Source organism: Microbacterium sp. CnD16-F (assembly GCF_024124465.1).
Lineage (GTDB): Bacteria > Actinomycetota > Actinomycetes > Actinomycetales > Microbacteriaceae > Microbacterium > Microbacterium gawkjiense.
The window spans coordinates 23,217-36,659 of record NZ_JAMXSA010000004.1 but is presented as its reverse complement, the minus strand read 5'-3'; the positions used below and the strand labels follow the sequence as shown (position 1 = coordinate 36,659).

General features: G+C 71.0%; 12 protein-coding genes and 1 tRNA gene. 6 read left to right on the top strand and 7 right to left on the bottom strand.

The annotated features are described in order from the left end of the window. Window positions 1-3: 3 nt before the first annotated feature. Together NH287_RS02030 and NH287_RS02025 are read left to right on the top strand one after the other, a co-directional pair. The gene (locus tag NH287_RS02030; protein WP_253034279.1) at window positions 4-1,284 is read left to right on the top strand and encodes a hemolysin family protein; all 1,281 of its coding nucleotides are present in this window, start codon (window positions 4-6) and stop codon (window positions 1,282-1,284) included. 118 nt (window positions 1,285-1,402) lie between these two features. Continuing rightward, window positions 1,403-2,506: an acyltransferase gene (locus NH287_RS02025; RefSeq protein ID WP_253034278.1), complete on the top strand. Its 1,104-nt coding sequence runs from the start codon at window positions 1,403-1,405 to the stop codon at window positions 2,504-2,506. Window positions 2,507-2,595: 89 nt separating this feature from the next. On the opposite strand, the gene NH287_RS02020 is transcribed toward NH287_RS02025, so the two are convergent. Both NH287_RS02020 and NH287_RS02015 read right to left on the bottom strand, forming a co-directional pair. Further along, a tRNA-Thr gene (locus NH287_RS02020) sits at window positions 2,596-2,671 on the bottom strand. A 30-nt stretch (window positions 2,672-2,701) separates the two neighbouring features. Further along, window positions 2,702-3,673 (bottom strand): thioredoxin domain-containing protein, encoded by a 972-nt coding sequence (locus tag NH287_RS02015; RefSeq protein WP_253034277.1) that lies wholly within the window; start codon window positions 3,671-3,673, stop codon window positions 2,702-2,704. A 225-nt stretch (window positions 3,674-3,898) separates the two neighbouring features. On the opposite strand from NH287_RS02015, the gene NH287_RS02010 reads away from it, so the two are divergent. Together NH287_RS02010 and NH287_RS02005 are read left to right on the top strand one after the other, a co-directional pair. Then, complete coding sequence (locus NH287_RS02010; protein ID WP_217531414.1) at window positions 3,899-5,002, top strand: ABC transporter ATP-binding protein; 1,104 nt, start codon at window positions 3,899-3,901, stop codon at window positions 5,000-5,002. A 79-nt stretch (window positions 5,003-5,081) separates the two neighbouring features. Next, window positions 5,082-6,392, top strand: coding sequence for a DUF4032 domain-containing protein (locus tag NH287_RS02005; protein WP_253034276.1), 1,311 nt, complete (start codon window positions 5,082-5,084; stop codon window positions 6,390-6,392). 6 nt (window positions 6,393-6,398) lie between these two features. Here NH287_RS02005 and NH287_RS02000 read toward each other — a convergent pair whose 3' ends face one another. Genes NH287_RS02000 through cysS form a run of 3 tightly spaced genes read right to left on the bottom strand, consistent with a single transcriptional unit; the run spans window position 6,399 to window position 9,483 of the window. Then, window positions 6,399-7,037, bottom strand: a complete 639-nt coding sequence (locus NH287_RS02000; RefSeq protein WP_253034275.1) for an NAD(P)-dependent oxidoreductase — start codon at window positions 7,035-7,037, stop codon at window positions 6,399-6,401. A 60-nt stretch (window positions 7,038-7,097) separates the two neighbouring features. Then, window positions 7,098-8,084: a 23S rRNA (guanosine(2251)-2'-O)-methyltransferase RlmB gene (rlmB, locus tag NH287_RS01995; RefSeq protein WP_253034274.1), complete on the bottom strand. Its 987-nt coding sequence runs from the start codon at window positions 8,082-8,084 to the stop codon at window positions 7,098-7,100. Next, window positions 8,077-9,483, bottom strand: a complete 1,407-nt coding sequence (gene cysS / locus NH287_RS01990; RefSeq protein WP_253034273.1) for a cysteine--tRNA ligase — start codon at window positions 9,481-9,483, stop codon at window positions 8,077-8,079. Before cysS ends, rlmB begins: the two co-directional genes overlap by 8 nt. Before the next feature lie 58 nt (window positions 9,484-9,541). Between cysS and NH287_RS01985 the strand changes: the two genes are divergently transcribed. Together NH287_RS01985 and NH287_RS01980 are read left to right on the top strand one after the other, a co-directional pair. Further along, entirely contained in the window at window positions 9,542-10,468 is a 927-nt protein-coding gene (locus NH287_RS01985; protein WP_253034272.1) for an EamA family transporter, read from the top strand. Window position 10,469: 1 nt separating this feature from the next. Beyond that, the gene (locus tag NH287_RS01980) at window positions 10,470-10,937 is read left to right on the top strand and encodes a GNAT family N-acetyltransferase (protein ID WP_253034271.1); all 468 of its coding nucleotides are present in this window, start codon (window positions 10,470-10,472) and stop codon (window positions 10,935-10,937) included. A 9-nt stretch (window positions 10,938-10,946) separates the two neighbouring features. On the opposite strand, the gene ispD is transcribed toward NH287_RS01980, so the two are convergent. Together ispD and NH287_RS01970 are read right to left on the bottom strand one after the other, a co-directional pair. Then, window positions 10,947-12,137 carry a 2-C-methyl-D-erythritol 4-phosphate cytidylyltransferase gene (gene ispD, locus NH287_RS01975; protein WP_253034270.1) on the bottom strand — a complete coding sequence of 397 codons (1,191 nt, stop codon included), beginning with the start codon at window positions 12,135-12,137 and terminating at the stop codon, window positions 10,947-10,949. Next, window positions 12,134-13,411, bottom strand: a complete 1,278-nt coding sequence (locus NH287_RS01970) for an acyltransferase (protein ID WP_253034269.1) — start codon at window positions 13,409-13,411, stop codon at window positions 12,134-12,136. The genes ispD and NH287_RS01970 overlap by 4 nt, the downstream gene beginning before the upstream one ends. Between the last annotated feature and the right edge of the window lie 32 nt (window positions 13,412-13,443).

The following is a 13,443-nucleotide window of genomic DNA, read 5'->3' as shown; positions in this document are numbered from 1 at the left end:
TCGATGAACGATCTGGCCCTCAACATCGCCCTCGTCGTGGTGTTCGTCCTGGTGGGCGGGGTATTCGCGGCGACCGAGATGGCGCTGGTGACCCTGCGGGAGAGCCAGATCAACGCGATCGCCGCGCGCGGCAAACGTGGGCAGAAGGTGGCGGGCCTCGCCCGCAACCCCAACACGTTCCTCTCGGCGGTGCAGATCGGCGTCACGGTGGCAGGCTTCGCGTCCGCCGCGTACGGCGCGACCTCGATCGCCCCGTCGGTGGCGCCGCTCATCGAGTCGTGGGGCGCAGACCCGGGCTTGGCTCTGACGATCGCGACGCTGATCCTCACGCTTCTCATCGCGTACCTGTCGCTCGTGCTCGGCGAGCTCGTGCCGAAGCGTCTCGCCATCCAGCGGAACGCCCAGTTCGCCTACGTCGTCGCGCCCGTCCTCGACGGGTTCGCCAAGGTGATGAGGCCGGTCATCTGGCTGCTGTCGGTATCGACGAACGCCCTCGTGCGCCTCCTCGGCGGAGACCCGCACAAGACGGGTGAGGAGATGACGGATGAGGAGGTCCGCGACATCGTCGCGAGCCACGAGGGTCTGCCCGAGGACGAGCGCCGCATCCTGGAGGACGTCCTCTCGCTGCGGGAGCGACAGCTGAGCGAAGTCATGCGACCGCGTCCCGACGTCACCTCCCTCGACGACAGCGCGACGATCGGCGAGGCCATCTCCGCCGTGCACGAACTGCCGTTCTCGCGGTACCCCGTGGCCGACACGTCCATCGACGACATCGTCGGCTTCGTGCACGTCCGGGATCTGTTCGAGGCGGCTGCGGATGCGGCGGCCCCCCTGTCCAGCATCGTCCGGCCGATCCCCTACTTCCCGTCGACGGCGCGCGTCCTCCCGACGCTGACGAAGATGCGGGCGGAGGGGCACCAGATCGCTGTCGTCGTCGACGAGTACGGCGGTACGGACGGCATCGTGACCCTCGAGGACCTCGTGGAGGAGGTCGTCGGTGAGATCTTCGACGAGTACGACGACGCCGTCGCCCCCGTGGGTGATCGCGAGATCATCGACGGGCGCCTCAACCTGCAGGACTTCTCCGAGGCGACGGGGATCACGCTCCCCCGCGGCGCCTCGGACACGGTCGCCGGATTCGTGACCGAGCGGCTCGGTCGCCTCGCGGTCGTGGGCGACACGATTGACGTCGACGGCGCGACGATCCAGGTGACCGCCATGGACCGCCGGCGCATCGCGGAGGTCCGCGTCACGCCTCGTGAGGCCGAGACGCCCGTGGCGTGAGCCGAAGCTTCCCGCTCGCTCGACCCTCGCGAAACGTCGTGCGAGCGGGTAGCGTCATGCCCTAGACGGGCTGAGCGCGGTGGGGACCTGCGCTGCTCGCGACTTCTTGGGGGAAGACATGACGAGTGCGTCGACCGTCTCGCGCGCGACCGATCCGGCGCTCGCCCGCACCATCCCGTCGCTGGACGGGATCCGAGCGCTCGCGGTGCTCTGCGTGATCTGGGGGCACGGCGCGGCCACGCTTCCCCAGAACGACGTCGTGGTGTTCCTCCGAGCGAACCTTCCCGGCGGATACTTCGGCGTGCAGGCGTTCTTCGTCCTGTCGGGGTTCCTGATCACGACGCTGTTGCTGCGCGAGCGCGGGAAGACCGGTCGCATCTCGCTGTCGGCGTTCTACCGCCGTCGCGCATACCGCATCCTTCCCGCGCTGTTCGTGTTCCTCGCGGTCGTGTCCGTGCTCGCGGCGACCCGGGTGATCGACGGGCTCGGCCCTCGCGACATCATCAGCCCCGCCCTGTTCCTCCGCGACTACTGGCCGCTCGACGGCTCGTGGTGGACGGGGCACACCTGGTCGCTCAGCGTCGAGGAGCAGTTCTACGTCCTCTGGCCCCTCGCCGTCATCCTCATGCCGCGCCGGGTCGCGGTGAAGGTGCTCGTCATCGGCGTGCTGATCTCGCCGTTCGTCCGGATCGGGACCTACCTCCTGCCGTTCGTGCCCGAGGGAGGAGTGACCTACATGTTCCATACCCGCGCGGACGCGCTGATGATCGGATGCCTGTTGGCGTACGGCGCCGGAGAGCGATGGTTCGAGCGCCTCACCGAGTGGATCTTCGCGCGTCACCTGCAGTGGGCGGTGGTGGTGTGGCTGCCGCTGTCCTGGGCGCTCACGTCGAGATTCGAAGGCGTGTGGATGTACACGGTCGGCTACGTCGGCGATGCTCTCGCGGTGGCGCTCGTCATCGTGTGGATGATGCGGGCCCCTGCCTCGCCGTTCGGACGATTCCTGAACTGGCGCCCGATGGTCCACATCGGGCTGATCTCCTACAGCCTCTACCTCTACCAGCAGCTGTTCCTGACCCGGCACAACGAGACCTGGTTCGGGGGGCTGACGATCGGCGGACTCCTGGCACTCTTGCTCGTCGCGGAAGCGTCCTACTGGTTCGTCGAGCGTCCGTTCCTGCGCCTGCGCGTCCGACGCGAACGACCCGCGACCCCCGTATGACAAGCGCGCGTCGACGCACAGATGGAGTGCCGGCTACAGGACGTGAACCTGCAACCCCCGTATGACAAGTACGGGTCGACGCACAGCGATGGTGCCGGCTACAGGACTTGAACCTGCAACCCCCGTATTACAAGTACGGTGCGCTACCAATTGCGCCAAGCCGGCAGGTGGCCCAGTCTATCCGGGCCGCGCCGGTCACTCCGCAGGCGCGGTGGGCGTCGGCGTCTCCGCCGGTGCCGTCGGCGTGGGGGTCGGGGTCTGCTCGGTGTAGAACGCGTCGCTCGCGCTCGTCAGCACGAACTGGGAGAACTCCGCGGCGTCCGACAGCGCACCCATGTAGGGCTGGCCGTTGACGAGGATCATCGGCGTGCCGGTGAGCTCCAGGCCGTCGGTGTCGGGGATGCCGGCGATCGCGCGCTCCGTGGCATCCTTCGCCCACTCGATGAAGTCGCCGTCCTCGATGCACGACCGCAGCTTCTCGGGGTCGCTCGCGCCGACGGCCTGCGCCAGGTCGGCGAGCTCGACGTCGGAGAATCCGTCGGTGTCCATCGCCGGCTGACGCGTGAGCAGCTCGGTGTTGTACGCGAAGAAGACGCTCTCGTCGTGGGTCGCGACGCAGGCTGCCGCCGCGGCGGCGCGCAGCGAGTACTTCGTGCCGTTGGACTTGGCCGTGAGCATCGACACCGGATGGTAGCTGAGGGTCGCGGCTCCCTGGTCGACCCACGTGGTGAGCTGGTCGACATTGGCGAGCTGCCATTCGCGCGCACCCGGCGAGAGGTAGTCGACGTAGACGCGGATGTCGACGGGAGCAGCGGTCGGGGATGCCGTCGGTGCCGGCGTCGCCGCCTTGTCCGACCCCGGGGTCGCCTCGACGGCGCTCTCGTCGATCGCGCCCTGGTCCGCCGCGACGCCCGTGACCTCGCTGACCGCGAAGCCGTCCGATGATGCGGTGCTCGGGGTCAGGTCGCGTCCGCCCATTGTCGACGTGACCGACCACACGACGACGGTCGCGACGGCGGCGACGGCCGCGGTCGCCAGGACGCCGAGCGAGATGCGACGAGCGATCCGCGCGCGCGACTGGCGGATGTGGACGCGCTGCGCCTTCTCTCGCACGGCCTCGCGGCGGTCGGTCGCGGATGACGGAGTGTCGCCGGAATCGGTGGACATGAAACCTCGGGAAGATCTGTGGTGGCCGTAGGGCCCGGCGCTCGGGGGTGGCGCACGGTCGATGTTAGTCAGACGCGCTGGAAAAAGGCTGACGAGACCGCATCCCCTCTCGCGGCCCTCCCGTGCCATACTGAAGACGCACCCGATGGCGGGTGTGCGGGGTCGTCCCCGCTCGCTTCACTACGGATCGTCCGGCACGTACCTGCCGGTGAAGGAGAAGAAACAATGGCGTCCGTCACGTTCGACAACGCAACCCGTCTGTACCCCGGTGGAACCCGCCCCGCGGTCGACAAGCTCAACCTCGAGGTCGCCGACGGCGAATTCCTCGTCCTCGTCGGCCCGTCCGGCTGCGGTAAGTCCACCTCCCTGCGCATGCTCGCGGGTCTCGAGGAGGTCAACTCCGGCTCGATCCGCATCGGCGACCGCGACGTCACCGACGTCCCGCCGAAGGACCGCGACATCGCGATGGTCTTCCAGAACTACGCGCTGTACCCGCACATGACCGTCGCCGAGAACATGGGCTTCGCGCTCAAGATCGCCGGCGTCGGCAAGGAGGAGCGCGCCGCCCGCGTCCTCGAGGCCGCCAAGCTCCTCGACCTCGAGCAGTACCTGACCCGCAAGCCGAAGGCCCTCTCGGGTGGTCAGCGTCAGCGTGTCGCCATGGGTCGCGCCATCGTCCGCCAGCCCCAGGTCTTCCTCATGGACGAGCCGCTGTCGAACCTCGACGCCAAGCTCCGCGTCCAGACGCGCACGCAGATCGCGTCGCTGCAGCGTCGCCTCGGCGTCACCACGGTCTACGTCACGCACGACCAGACCGAGGCCCTCACGATGGGTGACCGCATCGCGGTCCTCAAGGACGGTCTGCTCCAGCAGGTCGGCACCCCGCGCGACCTCTACGAGAAGCCGAACAACGTCTTCGTCGCCGGCTTCATCGGCTCGCCTGCCATGAACCTGTTCCCGGCGAGCCTCGCCGACGGCGGCATCCAGTTCGGCACCGAGGTCGTCCCCCTCGACCGCGACACCGTCGGCCGCGCCACCGGCAGCCAGGTCACCGTGGGTGTGCGCCCCGAGGACCTCGAGGTCGGCCCCGCCGACGGTCGCGGCCTCGCGGTTCAGGTCGACCTCGTCGAGGAGCTCGGCGCCGACGGCTACCTGTACGGTCACGTCGACATCGACGGCAAGCGCACCGACGTCGTCGCCCGTGTCGACGGCCGCAACCACCCGAACGCGGGCGAGACGGTCACGCTGGCCGCCAAGCCGGGCCACGTCCACGCGTTCGACATCGAGTCGGGCGACCGCCTCAACGACAAGCCGGTCGTCTCGGCCTGATCGTCATCATCAGCAGGACCGCGGCGCGGGAAGGTCTCCGGACCTCCCGCGCCGCGGCGCGTCAGCCGGAGGTCACCGCGTGGTCCATTCCCTGAGCATCACCGCCAGCAGCGTCGACGCAGGGCTCCTCGCCCTGCCCTGGTCGACCCCGCTCGGCGAGTGGCCGAGCGACGCGATCGTCTCGCTCCCCAAAGGCCTCTCCCGCCACCTCGTGCGATTCGCGAGCCTGTCGGGGCGGGTGATCGCGGTGAAGGAGACGACCGCCGAGATGGCGCGCCGGGAGTACGAGATGCTCGGCTCGCTCGGCCGGCTCGACGTACCCTGCGTGAGTCGGGTGGCGGTCATCGACGGGCGGCGGACGCCCAAGGGCGAGCCGCTCCCGGCCGCGCTCGTCACCGCGCACCTGCGCTTCTCCCTCCCCTACCGCGCCCTGTTCACCCAGGTGCTGCGTCCCGACACGGCGACGCGGCTGGTCGACGCACTGGCAGCCCTGCTCGTGCGCCTGCACAACGTCGGCTTCTTCTGGGGCGACGTGTCGCTGTCGAACACGCTGTTCCGACGGGATGCCGGGGCCTTCGCCGCGTACCTGGTGGATGCCGAGACGGGCGAACTGCACGAGGGCGGCCTCACGCGGGGTCAGCGCGAGCACGACCTCGACGTCGCCCGCACGAACATCGCCGGCGAGATCATGGACCTCGAAGCGGGTGGCCGCCTCGAGGGCGGTGTCGATGCCGTCGCCATCGCCGACGGCATCATGTCCTCGTACCGCTCCCTGTGGAGCGCGCTGACCGAGACCGAGAGCTTCGCCGCGAACGAGACCTGGCGCATCACCGAGCGTGTGCAGCGGCTCAACGGTCTCGGCTTCGACATCGGCGAGATGTCGATCGACGAGACCGCCGACGGCACGAAGGTCCTCATCCAGCCGAAGGTGGTGGATGCCGGCCACCACCAGCGACGTCTGCTCCGCCTGACGGGGCTCGACGTCGAGGAGAATCAGGCGCGGCGCCTGCTCAACGACATGGACGAGTTCGCCGCCCGAGTCTCGCGCCTCGGCAGCGACGAGGAGATGGTCGCGCACGAGTGGCTCACGCGGGTGTTCGAGCCGGTCGTGAAAGCCGTCCCGTGGGAGCTGCGGAGCAAGCTCGAGCCCGCCGAGGTGTTCCACCAGGTGCTCGAGCACCGCTGGTACATGTCGCAGGCGCGCGGCAAGTCGATCCCGATCGCGGAGGTCCTGTCGTCGTACATCGACGACGTCCTCCGTCACCGCCGCGACGAGGCGACCGTGATGGGGCCGCCGACCGAGACGATGGCGGTTCCGGTCGTCACCGCCGATCTGCCCCTCCCCGACGAGGACGACGATGAGCAGGTCGACTGGCGCGACCTCGTCTGAGCGGGGTCAGTACCCGACGGTGAACCGCTCGTTGCGGTGCTTCGGCGACTCGATCTCGTCGAGGACGGCGATCGCGAAGTCGGCACCGGAGATGAAGGACTCGCCTTTGTCGTCGGTGACGATGACGTCGCCGCCGTCGCGGTACGAGCCGGTGCGCTCCCCCGGCGCCCAGGCGCCGAATCCGCCGGCCGGGTGGATGTAGAACCATTCGCGGCCGGTCGTGTCGGCCTGCAGGTCCTCGAGGATGCCGATGGCCTCCATCGCCTCGGGCTTGATCTCGTCGGGGAAGCCGCTGTCGATCACGCGGGGCCCACCCGGGGCGACCAGGCTCCCTCCGGCGCCGCCGACGACACCGACCCGCACGGACAGCGGAAGCTCGCGGATCAGCTCTGTGACGGCATCCCGCATCTTGCCGGCCATGTCACCGCGCGGCGACGTCGCGAACACGACGACCTCGACGCCCTCCAGTTCGGCGACGAGCGCGGGCGCGTCGAGGAGCGTGCCCTCGACGTAGGTCGCGCCGTCGACGCGTTCGGCGGGGAGCTTGCGGGCCACGGAGACGACCGTGTGGCCGCGCTCGGCGGCCTCGGCGACGATGTGGCCGCCGGCGTAGCCGGTGCCACCGATCACAGCGATACGGGTCATGGGATGCGTCCTTTCGCAGTCGGTGACGTCAGTCTGGCGCGCGTCCCTCTGCCTGGGCTCTCACTCGGACGCCGCGCGCAGCGTGGCGACCTGGTAGAGCGCGACGGATGCCGCGATGCCGGCGTTCAGGGATTCGGTCGCCGCGTTGATCGGGATCGACACGATCTGATCGCATGTCTCGGTGACCAGGCGCGAGAGTCCCTTGCCCTCGGAGCCCACGACGATCACGACGGGGCGATCGGCGAGCTCGAGCGCGGGCAGGGAGACGTTCCCGCCGCCGTCCAGACCCAGGATGAAGACACCCTGCTTCTTGAACTCCTTGAGCGTGGTCGTGAGGTTCGGCGCAATGGAGACGGGGATGCGGGCGGCCGCCCCCGCGCTCGTCTTCCACGCGGCGGAGTTCACCCCCGCGGAGCGGCGCTGCGGCAGGATGATCGCCTGCCCGCCGAACGCGGCGGTCGAGCGGATGATGGCACCCAGGTTGCGGGGATCGGTGACGCCGTCGAGGGCGACGAACAGGGGCAGCTGGCCGCGGTCGATGACCTGCTCGAGCAGGTCCTGCGGGTGGGCGTACTCGTACGGCGGAACCTTGAGCGCGACGCCCTGGTGCACACCGTCGAACCCGGCCATCCGGTCGAGCTCCTGACGGGTGACCTCGAGGACGGGGATGCCGCGGTTGGTCGCGATCGAGAGCATCTCCTTGACGCGGTCGTCCATCTCGACGCGCTGCGCGATGTAGAACGCGGTCGCGGGGATCTTGGCGCGGAGGGCCTCGAGCACGCTGTTGCGCCCGGTCACGGTCTCGGTGTCGTCGCCGGACTTCGCCTTGGGCGCACGACCGCCCGTGGTCTGGCGGATCTGCGGCTTGCCACCGGCGGCGACGAACCGCTCCTTGGCGGCCTTGCGCTTCCCGGCGGGGTGCCAGGCGCGGTCCTCGGCCTTGGGGGTCGGGCCGCGCCCTTCGAGCGAGCGCTTGTTCTTGCCGCCGGATCCCTTCGTGGGACCCTTCTTGCCGCGTCCGGCGGACGGGTTGCCTGGCTTAGCCATTGTTCAAACTCCAATGGGTCCCTTCGGGACCGTCTTCGAGGACGACGCCGGCCGCCGCGATCGCGTCGCGGATGCGGTCGGCTGCCGCCCAGTCTTTCGCCGCGCGGGCCTCCGCGCGCTGGTCGATCATGGTGGTGATGAGGGCGTCGAGGGCGGCGTCCGCGGCGGCGCCGTAACCGACCGCTGTCGCGGAATCGTCTGCGGGAAGTCCGAGGACCTGCAACATGGCGACGACGCTCCCCCGGTGCGTGATGGCGGTCGCCAGGTCCCCCGCATCGACCGCCGTGTTGCCGCGGCGGACCGTGTCGTGCAGGACCGCGAGAGCCTGCGGCACGCCGAGGTCGTCGTCCATGGCGACCGCGAAGGCCTCCGGGATGCTCCCTGGCTGCAGGACCGACGGCTCGGAACCCGCCGCCCGGAGGACGCGCTGCAGGAACGAGTCGATCCGACCGAGCGCCGCCTCGGCCTCGGCGAACGTCGAGGCGGAGAGGTCCAGATTCGAGCGGTAGTGGGCCGCGAGCAGCGCGTACCGCACCACGACGGGGTCGTTCTCCTCCAGGACGTCCTCGGCGAGCAGGAAGTTGCCGAGCGACTTCGACATCTTCTGATCGCCGACGGTCACGAGGCCGTTGTGCACCCAGTACCGCGCGAACGGATCGCCGGCGGCGGTCGACTGCGCGAGTTCGTTCTCGTGGTGCGGGAAGCGCAGGTCGAGACCCCCGCCGTGGATGTCGAACTCGGGCCCGAGGTAGCGCCGGCTCATCGCCGAGCACTCGATGTGCCAGCCGGGACGGCCCGATCCCCAGGGCGATGCCCATGCGGCATCCCCCGGTTCGCCCTCCTTCGCGCCCTTCCAGAGGGCGAAGTCGCGCGGATCGCGCTTGCCGCGCGGATCGGCGTCGGCGGCGGACTCCATCGCGTCGACGGACTGGCGGGTGAGCGCCCCGTACTGCGGCCAGGACCGCACGTCGAAGTACACGTCACCTGCCGCGGCGTACGCGTGGCCGGCCTCGATGAGGCGTTCGATGAGTTCCTGCATCTGCGGGATGGATGCCGTCGCCCGGGGCTCGTACGTCGGGGGCAGGATGCCGACCGCGGCATACGCGCGCGAGAACTCGAGTTCCATCCGGTACGCCAGCGCCCACCAGGGCTCGTCGTCGGTCGCGTTCGCGAGGACCTTGTCGTCGATGTCGGTGACGTTGCGGACGAACGTGACGCGACCGAAACGGTGGGCGAGCCACCGACGGAGGACGTCGAAGCTCAGCGCCGCGCGGACGTGGCCGATGTGCGGCCCCGACTGGACGGTCGGCCCGCAGACGTACATCGTGACGTTTCCGGGGTCGGCGGGCGCGAAGTCGCGCAGCGCCTGAGCCTGGGAGTCGTAGAGCCGAACCGTCACCGGTCCATGCTACCGGCGGGTGGCGGAGGCACCCGCGTCGAGACGATAGAAAAGGAGGGTGCTGCATCTGCTCGCCGTCCTCGCCGCCGCGCTGCTGTTCGGGACGACGGGAACCGCAGGCGCCCTCGGTCCGGACGACGCCTCGACGCTCTCGGTCGGCGTCGCGCGGATGGTGGTCGGCGGCATCGGGCTCGCTGCCCTCGCGTTCCTCCTCGCCGCCCGGTTCCGCCGGCGGACGCCAGACCGGCCGCGCCCCGCGCTCACCTGGCGCCCGCTCGCGCTCATGGCGGCCACGGGGGTCGCGATCAGCCTCTACCAGCCGCTCTTCTTCCTCGGCACCGAGACCAACGGCGTCGCCGTCAGCACCGTGATCGCGCTCGGGTCCGCTCCCGTGCTCGCCGGCATCCTCGAATGGGCGATCTCGCGCCGGGTGCCCTCCGGATTGTGGATGGCGGCCACCGCCCTCGCCGCGGTGGGTGTCGTGCTGCTGGGGATCGGCGGCGGGTCGGGCACGGGTGGCGTCGACGGCGCCGGTCTCGCCGCCGCCGTCGGCGCCGGCGCCTGCTTCGCCGTCATCGCGAACGCGCAGCGGCGACTGCTCGACGCGGGATGGGACGCCTTCACCGTCGTGGGATCGATGGGTGTCGGGTCGGCCGTCCTGTGCGCCGCGGCGATCCCCTTCGTCGACCTGAGCTGGGCGGCGACGCCGTCCGGGCTCGCGATGGCGCTCTGGCTCGGTCTCGCGACGATCTCCCTCGCCTATGTGCTCTTCACGTGGGGCCTCCAGGGGTTGACGGCGGCGACGGCGGCGACGCTGACCCTCGGCGAACCCCTCACGGCGACGGTGCTCGGCGTGACGGTGCTCGGCGAGGGGCTCTCCGCTCTCGCGGTGACGGGCCTCGTCGTCCTGGCTGCGGGTCTCGTGACCCTGGCCTGGGGGTCGCGGCGACCCCGCGACCCCGCCCCGTTCGCCGTGGAGGCCTGACGTGCCCGCTCCCCTCGACATCCGCCTCGACGACCTCACCGGGCCGGCCAGCACCGCCCTCGTGCGGCAGCACCTCGCCGGCATGCACGCGCAGTCCCCCACCGAGAGCGTGCACGCCCTCGACGTCGACGCGCTGCGGCATCCGTCCGTCACCGTCTGGTCGGCGTGGCGGGAGGGCGAGATCGCCGGGATCGGAGCCCTCGCCCGTCTCAGCGCGACGGATGGCGAGCTGAAGTCGATGCGGGTCGCCGACGCCCATCTCGGCACCGGCGTCGGCCGCGCGATCCTGCGTCACATCCTCGCCGCGGCCCGCGCCGACGGCCTCACCCGGGTCTGGTTGGAGACGGGGTCGGATGCCGCGTTCCTCGCCGCGCGCACGCTGTACGCGAGTGAGGGGTTCGTCGAGTGCGAGCCGTTCGGCGACTACCGCCCGGATCCCGCCTCGACGTTCATGACGCGAGAGCTCTGAGCCGCCGGGTCACGCGGGGACGACGACGGCGACCGCGAACGCCGCGACGCCCTCTCCGGTACCGGTGAATCCGAGCCCGTCCGTCGTCGTCGCCGAGACCGCGACGGGGGCACCGAGCGCCTCGGACAGCACCCGCTCCGCCTCCGCGCGCCGCGCGGCGAACCGCGGCCGGTTCGCCTGCACCTGCACGCTGACGTTGCCGATGCGCCATCCCGCCTCGCCTGCGAGGGCGCGGGTGCGGGCGAGGAACGCTGCGGCATGAGCACCGGCGTACTCGGGCTGGTCCGTGCCGAAGTGCGTGCCGATGTCGCCGAGCCCTGCGGCGGCCAGCACCGCGTCGACAATCGCGTGCGCGACGGCATCCCCGTCGGAGTGCCCGTGGAGTCCCGGCTCCCCCGGCCACTCCAGGCCGGCGAGCCACAGCGTGCCGTCGCCGCCGAAGGCGTGGACATCGGTACCGATCCCGACCCGCGGGATCGCGACCGGCGCCGCGGGGACGACCGGCGGGATCGGCGAGACGAGCCCGCGTGCCCGGTCGAGGTCCGCCGCCGTCGTGATCTTGAACGCCCGCTCGTCGCCGGGGACGGTGCGCACGATCGTGCCGGCGGCCTGCAGCAGGGCGGCGTCGTCGGTGTGGTCGGCCGTGGCATCCCGATACGCGTCGTCGAGGACGGCGCGACGAAAACCCTGCGGGGTCTGCGCCGCGGCGAGGACCGACCGGTCCACCGGCTCGACGACCGTGTCGGCGTCGATCCGCTTCAGGGTGTCGACGACGGGCAGCACGGGGATGACCGCATCCGACCCCGCGGCGACCGCGTCGATCACCCGGGCGAAGACCTCGGGCGGGGTGAGCGCGCGGGCGGCGTCGTGGACGAGGACGATCTCGACGTCGGGCCAGACCGCGGCCAGTCCCGCCGCGACCGACGCCTGCCGGGTCGCCCCGCCGGCGACGACCGAGACCAGGTCACCCCGATCACCGGCGGCCTCGTGGGCCTCCGTCGTGGCGTCGCCGACGCGGTCGGCGGGCGCGACGACGACCACCTGCGCCTGGGGTGCCGCGAACACGCCGCGCAGCGCGTGACGCAGGATCGTGTGCGCATCGATCCCCACGAACGCCTTGGGCGCGTCGGCCCCGAGCCGGGTGCCCGACCCCGCGGCGACGACGATGACGGCCACATGGGGAACGGGGATGATGCTCATGCCTCCGAGCGTACCGACGCGTGTGCGCGCGGGCGGCGCCGAAGGAGGAACACAGCGACGGCCAGCAGCACCGCACCCCCGACCGCGATCGGCAGATCGAGGAACCACTCCATCACCGCGAACGGCGCGACGAACGCGCACACCCAGGCGAGGGCAACGACCGCCCGGGGCGGTGTCGACCCGAGCGTGCCGAGGGCCTCCCACCGTGCGATGGCGAGAGAGAGCACGAGCAGGACGGCCAGCACGACGACGAAGAGGATCGGCCGCGACCACCACCAGGCCTCGGACGCCGGTGTCGGCGCCGCCCCGGGGATGAGCAGGCTGACGCCGGTGAAGGCCAGCATCACCGGCAGGTGCCAGAGGTAGATCGTCATGAGCCGGGACCCGAGGACGAAGACGACCCCCTGCATCGCGCGGAGCGACATGAGGCGCGCGAGCGCCGGCTTGAGCAGTCGCAGCAGACAGGCCTGGGCGATCCCGAGGACCACGAGCGGCACCGTCGGCGGATTGAGGTTGCCGAGCATGCTGGTCGAGTACGGTCCGGCCGCCGTCAACGGCCACAGGAGCAGATAGCAGGCGGCCGCGATGCCGACGAGGGTGAGCGGATGCCGCCGGTCGAACCATCCGTCGGCATACCAGAACCCGAACTGCTGCACGAGGGGCCAGACGAACAGCAGGTTCAGCAGGCCGACCTCTTCCACACCCGACGAGAACCGCGCCGCGTCGACCGCGCCGACCCCCAGGGCGAGGACGACGAGCGTCGCCACCGGGCGGCGGGCGTGGCAGGCCGCGAGGAACGGGACCGCCGCCTGACAGAGGAGATACGCCGCGAGGAACCACAGCGGCGACCCGGCGCCCACGGCGGCATCCGACACGAGCTGCGCCGGCAGACCGGCCGCCGTGGCGACGCCGAGGACGACCGCGAAGAAGACGAAGAGGGGCAGGGCGGGCTGCGCGAGACGGAGCGTGCGCGTGCGGATGAAGCCGGCGGCATCCCCGCCCTTCGCCGTCCAGGACCGCCAGCCGGTGGCCGCGGCGAATCCGCCGACGACGAAGAAGAGCGGCATGATCTGCCCGATCCACGTCGCCGCATCGAACCACGGCTGCTGTTCGGCGGGGCGGGATGCGACGAGACCGCCATCGGGTCCGGGTCCGATGCCGACCTGCACGAGGTGCACGACGATGACGAACAGGACGCAGACGACCCGGGCGAGGTCGAGGGTGAGGTCCCGCCGCGAGAGGTCGACGGCGGCGGGTGCGGCGCGGGTGGTCACGGCCTGATCCTGGCGCGCGCATCGCCCGAACG